At 39.9% G+C, this 16,852-nt stretch carries 15 protein-coding genes and 3 pseudogenes; 12 read left to right on the top strand and 6 right to left on the bottom strand.

Going from position 1 to position 16,852, the window contains the following annotated elements:
• Positions 1-126: 126 nt before the first annotated feature.
• The 4 genes and pseudogenes from RMZ42_RS00990 to RMZ42_RS00975 all read left to right on the top strand — a co-directional run.
• Positions 127-1,542: an isochorismate synthase MenF gene (locus RMZ42_RS00990; protein WP_322669639.1), complete on the top strand. Its 1,416-nt coding sequence runs from the start codon at positions 127-129 to the stop codon at positions 1,540-1,542.
• A 19-nt stretch (positions 1,543-1,561) separates the two neighbouring features.
• Positions 1,562-1,978, top strand: coding sequence for an element excision factor XisH family protein (locus RMZ42_RS00985; protein WP_322668302.1), 417 nt, complete (start codon positions 1,562-1,564; stop codon positions 1,976-1,978).
• Entirely contained in the window at positions 1,966-2,301 is a 336-nt protein-coding gene (locus RMZ42_RS00980) for a XisI protein (RefSeq protein ID WP_322669638.1), read from the top strand. Before RMZ42_RS00985 ends, RMZ42_RS00980 begins: the two co-directional genes overlap by 13 nt.
• Positions 2,302-2,312: 11 nt before the next feature.
• Positions 2,313-2,426, top strand: a pseudogene (locus RMZ42_RS00975) (chorismate-binding protein); the annotation flags it as partial.
• Positions 2,427-2,469: 43 nt separating this feature from the next.
• On the opposite strand, the gene RMZ42_RS00970 reads toward RMZ42_RS00975, so the two are convergent.
• Positions 2,470-3,420, bottom strand: coding sequence for an L-lactate dehydrogenase (locus RMZ42_RS00970; RefSeq protein ID WP_322669637.1), 951 nt, complete (start codon positions 3,418-3,420; stop codon positions 2,470-2,472).
• Positions 3,417-3,710, bottom strand: coding sequence for a hypothetical protein (locus RMZ42_RS00965; protein ID WP_322669636.1), 294 nt, complete (start codon positions 3,708-3,710; stop codon positions 3,417-3,419). Before RMZ42_RS00965 ends, RMZ42_RS00970 begins: the two co-directional genes overlap by 4 nt.
• A gap of 95 nt (positions 3,711-3,805) precedes the next feature.
• Here RMZ42_RS00965 and RMZ42_RS00960 point away from each other — a divergent pair, with 95 nt between their 5' ends.
• Positions 3,806-4,315, top strand: a complete 510-nt coding sequence (locus RMZ42_RS00960; protein ID WP_322669635.1) for a GNAT family N-acetyltransferase — start codon at positions 3,806-3,808, stop codon at positions 4,313-4,315.
• Between the two features lie 50 nt (positions 4,316-4,365).
• Here the strand turns inward: RMZ42_RS00960 and RMZ42_RS00955 are convergent, their stop codons facing one another.
• Both RMZ42_RS00955 and RMZ42_RS00950 read right to left on the bottom strand, forming a co-directional pair.
• On the bottom strand, positions 4,366-4,848 hold the full coding sequence (locus RMZ42_RS00955; protein WP_322669634.1) for a hypothetical protein: 483 nt from the start codon (positions 4,846-4,848) through the stop codon (positions 4,366-4,368).
• 137 nt (positions 4,849-4,985) lie between these two features.
• Complete coding sequence (locus RMZ42_RS00950; protein WP_322669633.1) at positions 4,986-6,293, bottom strand: glutamate-5-semialdehyde dehydrogenase; 1,308 nt, start codon at positions 6,291-6,293, stop codon at positions 4,986-4,988.
• Between the two features lie 406 nt (positions 6,294-6,699).
• On the opposite strand from RMZ42_RS00950, the gene RMZ42_RS00945 reads away from it, so the two are divergent.
• The 6 genes and pseudogenes from RMZ42_RS00945 (at position 6,700) to RMZ42_RS00925 (ending at position 14,001) form a co-directional block, all read left to right on the top strand.
• Positions 6,700-8,688 carry a zinc metalloprotease HtpX gene (locus RMZ42_RS00945; RefSeq protein WP_322669632.1) on the top strand — a complete coding sequence of 663 codons (1,989 nt, stop codon included), beginning with the start codon at positions 6,700-6,702 and terminating at the stop codon, positions 8,686-8,688.
• A gap of 231 nt (positions 8,689-8,919) precedes the next feature.
• Positions 8,920-9,024 (top strand): annotated as a pseudogene (locus RMZ42_RS34605) (alkanesulfonate monooxygenase); the annotation flags it as partial.
• Positions 9,025-9,031: 7 nt separating this feature from the next.
• Positions 9,032-10,285, top strand: coding sequence for an MFS transporter (locus RMZ42_RS00940; RefSeq protein WP_322669631.1), 1,254 nt, complete (start codon positions 9,032-9,034; stop codon positions 10,283-10,285).
• A complete protein-coding gene (locus RMZ42_RS00935; RefSeq protein ID WP_322669630.1) occupies positions 10,285-11,622 on the top strand; it encodes an LLM class flavin-dependent oxidoreductase in 1,338 nt (445 codons plus the stop codon). Before RMZ42_RS00940 ends, RMZ42_RS00935 begins: the two co-directional genes overlap by 1 nt.
• Before the next feature lie 287 nt (positions 11,623-11,909).
• A complete protein-coding gene (locus RMZ42_RS00930; RefSeq protein ID WP_322669629.1) occupies positions 11,910-12,944 on the top strand; it encodes an aliphatic sulfonate ABC transporter substrate-binding protein in 1,035 nt (344 codons plus the stop codon).
• A 259-nt stretch (positions 12,945-13,203) separates the two neighbouring features.
• Positions 13,204-14,001 carry a class I SAM-dependent methyltransferase gene (locus tag RMZ42_RS00925; RefSeq protein WP_322669628.1) on the top strand — a complete coding sequence of 266 codons (798 nt, stop codon included), beginning with the start codon at positions 13,204-13,206 and terminating at the stop codon, positions 13,999-14,001.
• 333 nt (positions 14,002-14,334) lie between these two features.
• Here the strand turns inward: RMZ42_RS00925 and RMZ42_RS00920 are convergent, their stop codons facing one another.
• Together RMZ42_RS00920 and RMZ42_RS00915 are read right to left on the bottom strand one after the other, a co-directional pair.
• On the bottom strand, positions 14,335-15,558 hold the full coding sequence (locus RMZ42_RS00920; RefSeq protein ID WP_322669627.1) for a glutathione S-transferase family protein: 1,224 nt from the start codon (positions 15,556-15,558) through the stop codon (positions 14,335-14,337).
• A gap of 3 nt (positions 15,559-15,561) precedes the next feature.
• The gene (locus RMZ42_RS00915) at positions 15,562-16,215 is read right to left on the bottom strand and encodes a class I SAM-dependent methyltransferase family protein (protein WP_322669626.1); all 654 of its coding nucleotides are present in this window, start codon (positions 16,213-16,215) and stop codon (positions 15,562-15,564) included.
• 212 nt (positions 16,216-16,427) lie between these two features.
• On the opposite strand from RMZ42_RS00915, the pseudogene RMZ42_RS00910 reads away from it, so the two are divergent.
• Positions 16,428-16,640: pseudogene (locus RMZ42_RS00910) on the top strand (hypothetical protein).
• The last annotated feature ends 212 nt before the right edge of the window (positions 16,641-16,852 follow it).

Genomic DNA, 16,852 nt, shown 5'->3' with positions numbered 1-16,852 from the left:
ACACCACAAATAAGGCAAACCCTACGCTGGTGAAATAGCAACTTAATATGTTACCTGTAAAAATACGACCACGATTAATTACACTTTAGGAAGTTAACTTAAAAAAAATTTACTATCGTTAAATCCATGACAGTTTTACCATGTCGTAGCAACTTCTTTGTAAAGCACAAAGATTTATATCAATTTCTGGTAACAGTGCAAGAAAAGTGCGTCAAAAATAATTGCAGACAAATTGTCAGTGTTTCCCAAGAAATTGATTTAGTTGACCCTTTACTTGTATTAGATAAACTTACACAAGCAAATGAAATAAATTTTTACTTTGAGGACAGAGGTAAAGGAGAAGCGATCGCAGCAATTGATGCTGTAGCAAAATTACAGATTGATGGCTCAGACCGTTTTAATCAAGCAGAATATTTTATCAAATCTTGTCTAAAAAATATAATTAATTTTGGTAACGCAAACCAACCTTTTTCTGGGCCTCACTTTTTTTGTTATTTCAGCTTTTTTGATAAAAATGCCCAAGTAGATTATCCATTTCCATCTGCTACCATTTTTCTTCCACGTTGGCAAGTAGCTGTCAAAAATCAGCGTTGCATATTAGTAACAAATATAATTATCAATCCAAATGTAAATATTGAAAGATTGTTGGAGAAAATTCAAAATAAAATTGAATTTATCCAAACTTTAGAAAATTACTCTACTAATATTGATTATTTTTCTAGAAACTTATATAAAAAATCTCTCACAAATGCTGCCCAATTTAAACGTTCAGTAGTATCTGCTTTAGAAAAAATTCAGTCTAGTCATTTAAGCAAAATTGTATTAGCAGATATATTAGATGTAAAATCAAGCAACAACTTTAGCTTAGTTAAATCATTAAATAATCTTAGACAAAACCATCCTAATTGTTATATTTTTTCTACAAGTAATGGCAAAGGACAAAATTTTATTGGTGCAAGTCCAGAAAGATTAATTAGTATTAATAATCAACAGTTAATCACTGATGCTTTAGCTGGTTCTGCACCACGAGGTAAAACCCCTGCTGAAGATGCAGCTAATGCTAATCGCTTACTAAATAGTGAAAAAGAAAAGCATGAACATTCCCTAGTGCTTAATTTCATTACACAACGCCTATCCCAGTTAGGTTTATTACCGCAAATATTAGCACCGCGATTGCGACAATTATCAAATATCCAGCATTTATGGACACCAATCAGTGCTATGGTTCCCGATGACATACACCCATTAAAGATTGTCGGACAATTGCATCCTACGCCAGCCGTTGCAGGTGCAGCACAAGATGTAGCTTGTGCCGAAATTCGTCGTTATGAAAGCTTCGAGAGAGGTTTATATGCTGCACCTCTGGGTTGGATAGATTCTCAGGGTAACTGTGAGTTTATTGTGGGAATTCGTTCAGCATTGATTGATGGCGATCGCGCCAGATTGTATGCTGGTGCTGGTATTGTGGCTGGCTCCGATCCTGACAAGGAGTTTGCAGAGGTGCAGCTTAAGCTTCAGGCGTTACTGAAAGCCTTAGTTTAAAGTTAATTACTAATCTTGTATGCCAGCTAAAGATATTTACCACAATTCTGTTAGAAACGCTCTTGAAAAAGAGAGTTGGCATATTACCAACGATCCATTTATCTTAAGATGGGGTGCAAGAGATTTATATATTGATTTAGGTGCCCAAAAGCTAATAGCAGCAGAAAAAAGCGGACAGAAAATAGCAGTAGAAGTTAAAAGCTTTATCGGTGCTTCTCCAGTAACCGAATTAGAAAAGGCTTTGGGACAATATATTTTATACTACGATATTCTCAGTCGCTTAGAACCAGACCGCCGCTTGTATCTTGCTATTCGTCAACAAACATACTTAGAATTATTTCAAGAACCAATTGGTAAGATATTGATAGAAAATCAGCGTCTTTGTTTACTCGTCTTCGATTCAGAACTAGAGGTGATTCTAGAATGGATACCTTAGATAATTATCGCCAAATAATTGAAAAAATATTAGCCGAATATGCCCAACTTCCTTACGCTCATGGAGAACTAGAAAGACAGCTAATTATTGATGAAAATGCAAACCATTACCTACTACTCACACTTGGCTGGGAAAACAAACAACGAGTACATGGGTGCCTTGTCCACGTTGATATTATCAACGATAAAATTTGGATTCAAAGAGATGGTACTGAAGATGGTATTGCTAACGAATTCGTCAGTGTCGGCATTCCTAAAGATCGTATCGTTCTAGCTTTTCAACCTACCGAAGTAAGAAAGTATACTGATTTTGCTGTTATATAAATTTTAAATACGGCGATCGCGCAAGATTGTATGCTGGTGCTGGTATCGTGGCTGGCTCCGATCCTCACAAAGAGTTTGCAGAGGTGCAACTTAAACTTCAAGCTTTACTTAAAGCCTTAGTTTGACATTCAAAAAAGGGCGTTTTTAAACAGACTATTTGAGTTGATTTTAATTATCCAAAGAATTGTAGGCTTCATTCAGTTTGGCGGCTGACTCTTCTAATAAACGTTGTTCATGAGCATTTCTTGGTAACACCAGTTGGCGCTCAATACCTTGGGAGCTAATGATACATGGAAGTCCAAGAACAACTTCACTGCCAACTCCATAGTTAAAATCTGCTCTGGCCGATACTGGAAATATCTGCTTTTCATCTCGCAGGATGGTATCAACTAACTGACAAACTACTATTGATATGCCATAGCTAGTATTTCCTTTACGTTTAGAAATGTTATAACCTCGTTTACGGGTTAACTCTGCGTACTCTTGCTGAATTTGTTCCAGCGTTGCTCCTTGTGGTATGGGAAATTCAGCTAACAAAATTCCCCCAATAAATGCATTAGACCAAACGACAAATTCACTGTCTCCATGCTCTCCAATCACATAAACATGAACGTCTTGTTTACTAACGTTCAGTCGCTTACCAAGTTGATATCTTAGTCTAGCAGTATCAAGAACGGTTCCCGAACCCAAAATTAGATTTTCTGCTCTAGTAGAACTGGCGATCGCAATCCGTGTTAGTACATCCACTGGATTGCTAACGATAAGTACGATTGAATTCGGTGCAACTCGATCCAATTCTTTCATCGTCGAACGCACGATCTCTGCATTATCGTTCAATATATCTAATCGGCTTTGTCCTTCTTTTTGCCGCACCCCAACAGTCACGACAATCACATCAGAATCAGCTAAATCTTCATACTGATTTGACGCTATAATTTCCATGTCTTTAAGTAAAGGAATGGTGTCTTCAATATCCCATGCTTGCCCCTCAGCTTTTGATAAAGTTCGGTCAAAAAGGACGACTGTTACACATTTACCGAGTAGCACTAAAGCATTTGCTACATTTGCACCCACATTACCCGCACCAATAATACCGACCTTGGATATTTTGCTACTCATGCCAAATCTATTTTTTTGTAACTGGCCTGATAGGTTAATGTTAACTCTAGAACTAACCGTTTCGAGTCAAGATTCTTGAAGCGATCGCTTCGTCTCAAAGATTTGATATGTTGACGCAAGAGAGAATTGATAAGTGTTTTGTGTTCGACACCCTGGAATTGAAACCAAGCTATCATATCTGGATCAATCTGAATTAAGTTCTGTGCTTCAGTTGCTGGCAATCTCAACATTGCCTTCTCGAAAAACTCATCGTTTAATAATGGAATATTCAGAATAATCAACATCGTCATCTGACATCGATTTCAATGCTTCCCAATTAGCATGTGAGATATTGTTCAAATCGTTGGCGCTCATTATGTTTTAGTTTCAGTATCGTAGATGCTTTATGAAAATCGAAGTGGTAAAAGCTACTCAACAACAGAAGTCAGTGCTGTGTAATTTAATGGAACTATACCAGTATGACCTGAGTGAGATAGAAGCTAAAGATGTAGATAGCTGCGGCTTGTTTGGTTATCAATATCTTGATTACTATTGGACAGAACCTGAGCGACATCCATTTCTAGTTAAAGTTGACGAGAAACTGGCAGGGTTTATACTTATTAATCAGCACACCTATCTTTATCAAGATAACAATGCTATGTCTATTGCTGAGTTCTTTATCCTCAAGAAATATCGAAGTCAGGGTATTGGTGAACAGGTAGCTACTCACATTTTCAACCAGTTTCCCGGCTGTTGGGAAGTACGGCAGACTGCTTTGAACTTAGGCGCACAAGCTTTTTGGGGTAAAGTAATTAGTCAATACACTAATGGAGCTTTTAACGAGGTTTTCTTAAATGATGATCGATGGCATGGCTCAATTAAAACTTTTGACAACTCAGATAAACTATTAACATAAAATATATACCGATTTATCTAGTCTATTTATAGTGAGACTCATTGATTCGATTACCGCATCATATTCTGTATATAAAATCCAAGTAAGCCACCCAATATTAAAATAAATGTATTACTAATCAACCCCAAAATATTAAAGCCGTTATAAACATTGAACTTAGCTGCTGATGAGACTAATTTTTGTAAATTGGGAAAAACAAATGCTAAAGATACAATTGCAGCAGGAGTAACACAAACTATAATTACATCCTGGAGAACTGTAACTTTGTTTAAATTAGCTCTGAGAATGACGCAAATAGCTGCAAATGAAATTTGTACGATAAAAGGAATAAGATAACCAACAATCGACCAAGGATTGATTAGTAATTCACTTAATGTTTCCCAGAAATTGATAAATATATTTATAAAAAAGGCTAAAAATGTTAAGTAAATATGCATCATTACATAGAAGATAATAGTAAATTCGTAAAATATGCATAAACTTATGCAAAGTAGTAATCCGATTGAAAAATCTAAAAGCAATGGTTCAGTCATGAGTTTTTTTAAATGATGATTGATGCCATGTCTCAATTAAAAATTTTGATAACTTAAATAAACTATTAATATAAAAAATACACCGATTTATCCGGTGTATTTTTAGCGTTACTAAAGCCCATAATTTGGAGAATCTTTTACACTAAATCCTGATGAGTAAAAGCTTTAGCATTCGCCCCGGTGTAAGTAGCCACAATATGACCATCGCCAGTCATTTGATATTTATATGTAACTAATCCTTCTAAACCAACGGGGCCGCGGGGAGGCATTTGTTGCGTACTAATTCCTACTTCTGCACCGAAACCATAGCGGAAGCCATCAGCAAATCGGGTAGAACAATTGTGGAATATATTCGCTGAATTTACTAGTCCAAAGAAAGTTTCAACAGATGCTGGATCTTCAGAGATAATGGCATCGGTATGACGAGAACCATATTCGTTAATATGTGCGATCGCATCTTCTATAGAGTCTACAATCTTTATCGATAAAATAAAATCGCTATATTCTGTTTCCCAGTCGGTTTCTGTTGCAGGTACAATGTTAGGTAAAATTTTCAACGTGCGTTGATCGCCTCTTAATTCCACATGGCGTTCTTGCAAAGCCTCAGCAACTTTTGGTAAAAATTCTGCCGCAATCGATTGGTGAACTAGCAAAGTTTCAATTGCATTACAAACAGCAGGATATTGCGCTTTGGCATCGACGGTAATCGGAACTGCTTTAGAAATATCGGCAGCTTTATCTATATAAAGATGACAAATTCCATCAGCGTGACCTAATACAGGAATTCGTGTATTTTCTTGCACAAAGCGCACAAAGGAATTAGAACCTCTGGGAATAATTAAATCCACATATTTATCTAACTTCAAAAGTTCTAAGGTTTCTTCTCTAGTTGTGAGCAACTGTACCGCATCTGGATTAACAGTAGTTTGCGATAATCCTTGTTTAATAGCTTTAACTATCGCTTCACAAGAACGTACTGCTTCCTTTCCACATTTAAGAATTACACCATTTCCCGATTTGATTGCTAAAGAAACAATTTGAATCGCCGCTTCTGGACGGGCTTCAAAAATAATCCCCAAAACACCTAAAGGACAGGTGATACGCTTCAAAACTAAGCCAGTGTCAAGTTCGCGGTGAATCTGCACTTTACCAATTGGATCGGCTAGCTTACCAACATCTCGTACCCCAGCGATCGCATCTCTTAATTTATGTTCATCCAACTGCAAGCGCTTATAAAGTGGTTGGGGAATTCCTTCGGCAGTAGCAGCTTTACAATCAGCAATATTTGCTTGTAAAATTTCATCTTTAGATGATTCTAAAGCTTGGGCGATCGCTTCAAGTGCCTGATTTTTTGCCTCAGTGGAGAGAATCGCTAGCTTACTTGCAGCTTGGCGAGTTTGTCCGGCGATCGCAGTTAGGGGAGAAGCAATATCAAAAATAGTCATAGTACAAATCTTTACTTTTTCCTCATCTTATCAATCTCAGGTTATGTTCATCATTCGTCTTCCTCCAATCGGGTGAACCATTTGGGTAATCAATAATTACTCTAATCGGGTGAAGTAAGGCTGGGTTGAAAACATGTATTCTCTAAATATCAACACGGACAAAGAGGTAGTAAGTTTACCGCAGCAAAAATATTATAAGTATTATTACAGGTTTTATTTGAAAGTCTTAAACATGATTTATGCGTTCCCCAGGCTAGAGAGACATAGTAATATATGTTTCTCTAGTCTTTTACTTAAGTAAATATTTTATACTGTTATTAATTAAATTTTTACGAAATTGCAGTGACATCGCTGGATCTATTGAGTATTGATAGATCAAATACCACTCCTTTAGTAGGGAGATCCTATGTCATTGCAATCTGCGTTAAATGCCTTAAACCAAAAACGTTATCAAGAAGCGGCTGAATTACTCGAACAATTCTGCCGCGATTGCGCTGAACACAATTCCTCAGATTATCTTTCAGCACAGATGTGGCTGATGAAAGCTTATCAAGCCATAGGCGAAACCGAAAAAGCCAAGGCCGTGTGTCAAAAGCTAATCATGAGCGAAAATCCCCAGGTTCGCAGTTGGGCAGAACAAGCCAATCAATCCTTGGGCCAAACACCATCTAACGTTAGCCGAAAAGCTGGTCGCGCTGCTACGACTGGGATGAAATTAGCGATGGGGGGAGTGGGTGGTAGTTTGGCGTTAGCTTCTGGTGTCACCATGACCTTGCTGTTTGGCATGGTGTTGGCTTTAGGTTTGAGCTTAGTATTTATTTTGGGTAGCGATAATCCACTCCAAGGATTAGCGATCGCAATTGGTATTACCCTAGTTTTTAATATCGCCGCCTTTTTCATATCTCCATTCATCATGGACTTAACTCAAGGCTGGCTTTACCAAACTCGCTGGGTAGAGTTGGCAGAAGTTGAAACCCTCAGTCCAGAGACAGCTAAAGTTATTCGCCAAGTCTGCGAGCAGAAAAAGCTGAAAACGCCGCGCTTGGGAATTATTAACGACCAAAACCCCACGGCTTTTACTTATGGCTCATTGCCAAACAGCGCTCGTTTAGTCGTCAGTCAAGGACTTTTCACATACCTCGATGACGATGAAATTGCTACCGTCTACGCTCACGAATTGGGGCACATCGTCCACTGGGATTTTGCAGTGATGACAGTAGCTTCTACCTTAGTACAAATTTGTTACTTGATTTACAGTACAGCCAGAAGATTTGGGCGTGGTGGTGGCGATAGCAAAATTAAAGATGCGATGCAAACTGCTGCCCTAGTTGCCTACGTGTTTTATGTCGTCGGTACTTATCTAGTGCTGTACCTCTCCCGCACACGAGAATATTTTGCTGACCACTTTGCAGCCGAAAGTACGGGTAATCCCAATGGATTGTCCCGCGCTTTGGTGAAGATTGCTTATGGAATTTTAGAAGAAGGTTCGCGCACACAAGAACCCAGCCGTTTAATTGAAGGAACTCGCGCCTTGGGTATATATGACCATAAAGCCGCCGCTTCCACAGGAACCGCCTACCGCATTGCATCCGATACGCAAAAAATCGGTCGCGTCTTTCTGTGGGATATGTTTAACCCTTGGGGCTGGTGGATGGAGTTAAATTCCACTCATCCCTTGACAGGGAAACGAGTTCGTGCATTGAGCAACTATGCCGAACAATTGGGTTTACCGACTGAGTTTGATATGGGGCGAGTTATTGGAGAAGGAAAAACTCTTAATAAAAGTAGGCTTTACGGCAACTTCTTTTTAGATGTTGTATTGTACGGTGCTGAAACAATTGGTTTCTTCGTTGGCTTAGTAATGGGTGTGATTTTGTTGTCAAGTTCGCAAAACACAGGTTTAGTATTGGGTGCGCCACTAATTGGCTTAGGGATTGGAATTCTCATCAAAGCTTTGGTGATGTTCCCCGACTACAAGCAAGCACCAAAAACCGATATTCTCACCTTGATGTCAGACCCTTATGCCAGTCCGTTACGCGGACAACCTGCAAAACTTGAAGGTCAACTTATTGGTCGTGGCGACGCTGGTTATAAATTTGGTTCCGATTTAAAAATTCAAGATCGTAGCGGAATGCTTTATCTGCATTACGCCTCACGCTTTGGCCCTATCGGCAATTTCCTGTTTGGGATGAAGCGAGTCCAAAGCTTGATAGGCGAACAAGTTGGGGCTGTAGGTTGGTTCCGTCGAGGTGTTGCGCCTTGGATGGATTTAATTCAACTCCAGAGCGAAAATGGCACTATCGTCAACAGTTACCATCGCTTCTGGTCATTCATCCTTGGCGGTGGATCGATTATCCTGGGAGTGGTCTTGATTATGTTTTTGAGCCGCAGCTAGCAAAGTTTCTAGGCTGCTGTCAAAGCATTTCTCAGTCCATCCAAGCTTTAATTTGTCAGGAGGTGGTTAGTAACTGCCTCCTTTTTTAATGCCACTTATAAATTCAATTCACGAAAACCCTGATATATATAGATTTACCATAGTGTTTTTTATCCTCACCTATGCAAATCTCATAGTTTACTACTATAAGCCTACCGATTTGCAGTATATTTATTCTAGGTGCAAAAATAGATGGCAGAAGCCACAAACTCTATCGAGATTATTGCAGCTGTTAAGCCATTACTATTTCATACCGTCGTCTTAGCAAAGATGTCCTTAGGTATATTAGAAGTATCTACTCAATATGAGTGTGACCCAGAGTTTGCAATCTTTTAAGTCTAGAAACTACCGTCTATTTTTTGCTGGTCAAAGTTTATCTATGATTGGTAGTTTTATGACAGAAACTACCTGTGCATGGCTAGTTTATTCTCAAACAGAATCAGTAGCTTTACTGGGCTTAATTGGTTTTCTGAGCCAGGTTCCTAATTTAATAGTTAGCCCTTTAGCTGGTATTTGGATAGAGCAGTTTAATCGACGTAATATTTTAATTACTGCGCAATTTATCATGATGATTCTCTCGTTAGCTTTAGCAATTTTTGCTTTCAGAGGAATAATCAGTATTTGGCAGATAATTTGTGCAAGTATATTACAAGGTTTACTCAGTAGCGTTGAGATACCTGCTCGCTATGCTTTCATAATGGACATAATTGAAACTAAAGAAGACATTAGTAATGCAACCGCTCTCCATTCTTCTTTACTTAGCGGTTCGCGGATTATAGCTCCGGCGATCGCAGGAATTATAATTGCTAGTCTTTCTCCTGGACATTGTTTTTTAATTGATGGTATTAGTTACATTACTATCATTACAGCTTTATTAGCAATTAAAATTAACAAACTAACAATAGTACGCCGGAATTATCAAAATAACATTTGGTGGAATTTAAAAGAAGGTTTTACATATGCTTATAACTTTTTGCCTATTCGCTCAATCTTACTATTGATAGCATTACTCAGTTTTTTTGGAATGCCGTATCTAAGAATTATGCCTGTTTTTGCCATTCAAATTCTTCAAGGAGATTCCACTACTCTGGGTTTATTAACGGGAGCGTCAGGACTGGGGGCATTATGTGGTGGCATTTATTTAAGTTCCCAAACAAATTTAGTTAGGCTTGGTAAAATTATTGCCTTTGCTCCGGCTATATTTGGTATAGCATTAATTACCTTTTCATTGTCGAGAAGCTTTTGGTTTTCTTTAATGATAGTTCCAATAATAGGTTGTAGCTATATTTTAGAGTATTCATCTAGTAATTCTGTTTTACAAATAATATCAGATAATGAAAAAAGAGGTCGGCTCATGGGTATATATAATATGTCCGTGATGGGAATCATTCCATTTGGCAATTTATTTATAAGTGGATTAGCAAGTATATTTAATGCAACAAATGCTTTAATTTTTGGAGGCTTGTGTTGTATTCTTGGTTCAATTATTTTTTGCAATATGTTACCAGAAATTGAAAATTTATTGCACCCAATCTATGTCATTAATATGGAGGACTGATGAGCAGATCGAAGCAATTAAAACTAGGTGCTTTTATGCGCCCAGTAAGCATACACACAGGCGCTTGGCGCTATCCTGGGGCTTTGCCTGACGCTAATTTTAACTTTCCAGCGCTGAAACGATTCATCCAGAAACTAGAGCAAGGCAAGTTTGACGCATTCTTCATGGCAGATCATTTAGCAGTGCTGAATATGCCAGTTAACGCTCTGAAACGCAGCCATACTGTCACCTCTTTCGAACCTTTCACCCTACTTTCTGCCCTTGCCAGCGTCACCGAACACATCGGGCTGGTAGCCACCGCTTCCACGACCTATGACCAGCCTTACCACATCGCTCGCCGCTTCGCGTCTCTCGACCATATTAGTGGCGGTCGCGCTGGCTGGAACATCGTCACCACAGCCAATCCAGATGCAGCGCTCAACTTTGGATTAGAAGAAGAGATAGAGCATGATGAACGCTATCGGCGGGCTAGAGAATTTTATGATGTTGTCACGGGTCTTTGGGATTCCTTTGCTGACGATGCGTTTATTCAAGACGTAGAAGCAGGGATTTATTTTGACCCTGCAAAGCTTCACGTTCTGAATCATCAGGGAAAATATCTCTCGGTGCGAGGGCCATTGAACATCGCCAGACCTGTCCAAGGCTGGCCGGTAATCGTTCAGGCAGGCGCATCCGAAGCCGGACGGCAATTAGCTGCCGAAACCGCCGAGGCTGTGTTTGCACCTGCGGGTAATCTGGAAGCTGGCAAAGCTTTATTTGCAGACATTAAGGGACGGGCGCGGACAATTGGACGTGACCCAGACAGTATAAAAATCCTTCCAGGTGCTTTAGTCGTTGTGGGGGAAACCGTTGCCGAGGCACAGGCAAAGCGTGTTTATTTAGATAGCCTCGTACATTATGACAGTGGAATTTCCAGCTTAAATAGTGCGCTTGGCTACGACGTTTCAGGTTTTGATCCAGACGGCCCCTTGCCAGAAATCCCACCGACTAACGCTGGTCACTCTTCACGAGAAAGAGTAATATCCCTAGCGCAACGTGAGAATTTGACGATTCGACAACTGGCGCAACGTGTTGGCAGTTATGGCGGACTGGCTTTTGTCGGCACACCCCAAACCATCGCTGATGAGATGGAAAAGTGGCTGTTTGAGGAAGGCTCTGACGGTTTCAACATCATGTTCCCTTATCTTCCTGAAGGGTTGAACGATTTCGTAGATAAGGTTGTGCCAGAACTCCAACGCCGTGGGATTTTCCGCAAAGAGTATGAGGGTACAACGCTGCGTGAAAATCTCGGTCTGGCGCGCCCTGCTAATCGCTTCTTCCAGACTAGTCTGGTGTAAACTGCGATCGCGCTAGTATCACACCTATTGTTTCTTTTTTTTACCACTTGCATCAATAGCACCGTCATCCTCGCTGCTTGATTTTTAAATTAGCTTGTGGTAAAGTTCGTGCAATTATAATCTACTGTAATTTGGTCGAGTTGCAGTAGATTGTTTAGATGAGAGAGTTAGCAAACAAAGTCTAACCGCAAAATAAAAAATTTCCCATCTTGAACTTTTACATCATTCCAAAATCAGTTTTTTAATTAAAGCCTGTATTTTAAACCCCAGAAAATTGGTAATACATCATGGTAGCAATATCTAGAAAACGCAACTTTCTAATTTTATTAGTAGCTGGAATATTTACTCTCTCCACAACTTTAGTAAGTTGTAAAGCACCAGATACACGAGAAAAGGCAGCAGTTGCAGCTCCTAGTGGCATTAAGACAAAATTATTAAGAATTGGCTATTTTACTGCTGCGGATATCACCAAAAGTAGACAAGTTTTAGAGAAACGCTTGAATCCCTTGGGTATTCAAGTGCAGTGGGCGCAATTTACAGCTGGGCCACAGCTTTTAGAAGCAATAAATGTCGGCAGTTTGGATGTCGGTGCTGTTGGTGAAACTCCACCCATATTTGCCCAAGCAACTGGTATTCCTTTTGTTCTTCTTGCTAATACTATACCGGGTAGTGGTGAAGGTTCGGCGATCGTAGTACCGGAAGACTCCCCCATCAAAACTATAGCTGATTTAAAAGGTAAGGGAATTGCCTTTCAAAGAGCTACCGCTAGTCAATACTTTGTGGTTAAAGCTTTACAAGAAGGAGGACTAGAGCTAAAAGATGTCAAACATCTCAATCTGATAGCACCAGAAACTCGTGCAGCATTATCGCGTAAAAGCATTGATGCAGCTGTGCTAAGTGACCCCCACCTGGCTATATTTCAGAGAACGGAAAAAGTTCGGATTCTTCGTAATGCTAAAGGACTTTCAACCCAAGGAGGCTATTGGATAGCTGCACGTAGCTTCGTGAAAGAGAACCCTGAGCTAATAAAAATTGTCCTTGAAGAAGTCTACAAATTAGGCAATTGGTCTAAAGCAAATACGCGAGAAGTTGCCGAAATTGTCGGGCGTGATACCAAGCTTGATTTACCAACCTTAGAAACAATAGTCAAGCGTCGGCGTTTTGGCATCAGACGGATTACCGATAAGGTTATAGCAGGACAGCAAGAGATATCTGACTTGTTCTATAAGCAAAAATTCATCACTAAAAAGATTAATGTCAAGGATGTAACACTTACTCCTAAAGAATATGCTGCTATACTCCCGTCAGAAATCAAGCCCTGAGCATTTGCAGTGAACATTAAGCCTGAAAAAATTGGCAACATATCATACTAACAGTATCTAGAAAACGCAACTTTTTAATTTTCTTGATGGCTGGAGTATTTACCCTAATTTGTAATTGGGGAAAAGGGAACGAGGAACAGTTTCGTAGGGTGTATTATCGCTGTTCTCGTAATGCACCACCAAGATTTGCGGTGCATAGGGCTAATTTCTATAATCGCATCCTACTAAACTATGAATCAATATCAAAATCTAAAATTCGATGACAGACGAGAGAAGTCACTTAAGAACCACTTTTAATCAAGTAGCACTGTTGTATGACCAAGTTCGACCAGGATATCCAGAAGCGCTTTTTGACGATGTGGTGTCTCTTTCAGAAATCACTCCAAACGGAAGGATATTAGAGATTGGTTGTGGTACTGGTCAGGCAACTGTGCCCTTTGCCCGCCGAGGTTATCGTATACTCTGTATTGAGTTGGGTGAGAATCTTGCTACGGTTGCCCAAAAAAATCTGGCTGCTTATCCGCAAGTAGAAGTGCGTAACATCGCTTTTGAGGATTGGGCGATCCAAGAAAATGCTTTTGATTTAGTGATTTCGGCGACTGCTTTCCACTGGCTTGACCTAAGTATTGCTTACAAAAAAACGGATCTTGCCCTCACATCTAAAGGAGCGATCGCACTATTTTGGAATGAACACGTATATAGTGATGCTAGTAATGGCTTCTTTGAAGAAGTACAGGAGCTATATCAAACTTTAGCTCCTCAACTGGTTAAAGACGATGAGCCTCCTTTGCGCGAACAGAAAGTCCCTAATAAAACAGCTGAGATTGAGCAAACAGGTTTGTTTGGTGAAGTAATTTATCGCTCTTATCGATGGGATGCAACATACAACAGTGCAAGTTATCTCAATCTCTTAAATACTTACTCCGGTCATATAAATTTAGATCGCATTACAAAAGCGCGTTTTTTTGAGGCGATCGCTGAATTAATTAATACCAAATTCAATGGTCAAATTACTAAAGGTTACTTAACAACTTTATACGTAGCCCACCGATTGTAATCTTATTTAAATCATTTTGCAGATATGATTAAACAGTTATAGCAAGGGACTGGGGACTGGTGACTGGGGATTGGGTGAAAAGTCTTGTTGTGTCTAAGTTTTATCATCTGTTAATGTCCTAACCACGAAGGCTTGTGCTATACGTTTTGTAAGGGGGACTGTTACCCCAACACAAACACTTGTTGTATATGAGATTTTAAACCCCTTGAGTAGGATATTCAGTTTTCGGCTCCTATCACAGCTAACTCGTCGGAATTGCAAACTCTGTTCGATTTCATTGCTATAGGAGCAAGTGAGGGCGATCGCATCCAGCCTTCAGCAACGCCCACAAAATTAATAAACAGAAGTCAACAATTTATCGATCGCAGCCCGAAACGCCGTTGCTGCACCAGCGCTCATATCACGAGGAGCGCAGATGCGATTTCTTAAATATGCGAAAGTAATAGCACCTACAGCAGCGAAGATGGAATCAACGCTGCTATTTTTACCACCAGTCCTTCCACCTGGTAAAGTTGCACCATTGGCATGAATGAGATAATCAGCTAGTTGTCGCAGGTGAAAATCAACAGCGTCCTTAACTGTGGTAAAATCACCATCTGCGGCTATTGCTTGGACTCCAGAATTTTTGATAATATCTGCGATCGCAACTTCCCGATTATCGCTCAATCTCTCAGCCGCTTCGGCACGATATTGAATTTTTTCACTATCTGCCACATCCAGAGGTAAAGGATTTCCAATCGGTTCTACACCCCATCTGCGACGCAACAATAAATTATTGGTGATATTATCCGACTTCACCCTGTGATAAGCAGGACGCTGATTAAGTGCATCAAACCAAGCATTAATTCGAGGAAAGCGAGGATTTCCTTTAAGGTGATATCCCCGATACACAGGTAAATTAGCCGCCAATCTATCTAAATGGGGGCTATAGAGAATGTCTACTAAGCTAAATGTACTGACAAAGTAGGGGCCGGGGTATTTAGCCAAAGCTTGCTCAAGTTCATCTAACTTCGCCTCAAACGCTGTTTGTAAGTTAGCCAACTCATCAGCATCTACAGGTGCTTCTCTCAGAAATTTGTAAGCAATCTCTTTAAAACCGTTAGTCTCAGCTTCTTCAACCAACTGCCTAGCAACAGCGTTTTCCTCTGAATTCTCAGGCAATAATGCTGGATGTGGAAACCTTTCTTCTAAAGCCAAGAGAATATCTTTAGATTCATATACTAAATTACCCTCAATTTTGGCTGCTGGGACAAGGGTTGTGGGAACTAGGTCAGTGTACCATTTAGGTTTATTACTTAAATCAATAAACTCCGTTGCAAAGGGAATTTCCTTTTCTTCCAGAGCAAACCAAACTCGTTCGCAGAAAGGACACCAGGAATTAGTATCTCGATAAAGCAAGACTGGCGGTTCTGCGTTTGGCGGAAGTTTATGTAAACTGCTGGGTATTGGTGCAGTAGAAGGAGATTGTCCTGTCCTCTTTACCCTACGCGCAGAGGTATTTTTTCTAGCAGTTTCTAAAACTTCTTCCCAAGTTGATACTGTGTTTTGAATAGACATTTTTTACCTCGCTTTACTAGGAATGCCGGAAAACACAAATAACTGTTGCTCTTTAGGTGCAGCCAAGTTTTCACCAAGGTATCGATGAAGACCAACACCCATATCTCCTGTAGCCGTAAGCTTGAAGTTTACTTCCTCAAATCCAGATGCACTTAAAATTTTTCGTACATTGTCAGAGTAGGTAATACCGTTGGAGTGTCCACGAGTCCAAATGACAAAAGCACCCGGTTTACTCAGAAAACTCAGGTTATCTAGTAAGCGATTGAGTTCAGCTTCCTCAAGATTGCCAAAGACACCACACACAATCACAATATCTGCTGGTACTGCTCCTACATAGTTAGTGGCAAGAGTTGCATCACCATTGATAATCTCAATTTGCTTGGCTAAACCCAAAGACTCTATAGTTGCTCGTCCACGCTCAACTAGATTTGAATTTATTTCAACCAGTCGTGCAGAAACATTCTTCGCACGGGCGTGATTTTTTAAAGTTCCTAATAAATCTCGTCCATCACCCGCGCAAACACTTACGACACGGATAGTTCCAGATGGCGACGCATTCAAGCTGTAAGCAATATATTCCTGCACGATTTCTAGACGCTGCTGCAATTTTGGCTCAGTGTCGTATAGGTCGTGCCATTCATACCAATCTTTTGGCATAAGGCGTGATTCCCGTTTGATGCACACTGTGTAGTTAAAAACTACGATTACTGTATCAACTAACTGTAGTTTATAGATAAAAGCAGAGTATCACAGACATTTAAATAAAATCAAGTCTTATTCCCTGTTATGCCTATTTTCTGAGCAAAACTGATGTAGGCTTTAGGATTGTAAAATTAAGAAGTCAAAGCAATCGAGGTAGTGAGGTGCTAATGACATATCCAGAACTGCGCCAAAACGATTGAACAGCAACTAACTCAACTACCACCCAATCAGCTATCCCTGGTCAGTGACTTTCTAGATTCCCTTCAAAATAGAGACAGTAGTAGCGATCTCGCCCACTCCGTCGGTTAGCTACGATGAAACGAGGAAGCAAAGCCGCGGATTTGTTAAAGTTTGCAGGAACATGGCAAGGCGATGATTGAGAAGAGTGCCTTCAATCCTTTCATAACAATCTTTTGGCACAAGGGATGATTACTATGTAATCTAAACTACGATTAATTTATCAATTAAATGTAGTTAATGCCTGAAAGCATGGTAATATAAGACTTTAGACGCAATAAAGTCTTAATTCTTTTAGCTGGGTTGGAAATGCGTTTAATCCTGGTAGATAGACTTGATGAAATCGGCGTAACTA

The sequence above is a fragment of the Nostoc sp. DedQUE05 genome (assembly GCF_034530955.1).
Lineage (GTDB): Bacteria > Cyanobacteriota > Cyanobacteriia > Cyanobacteriales > Nostocaceae > Nostoc.
This window is presented reverse-complemented; position numbering and strand designations above follow the sequence as displayed.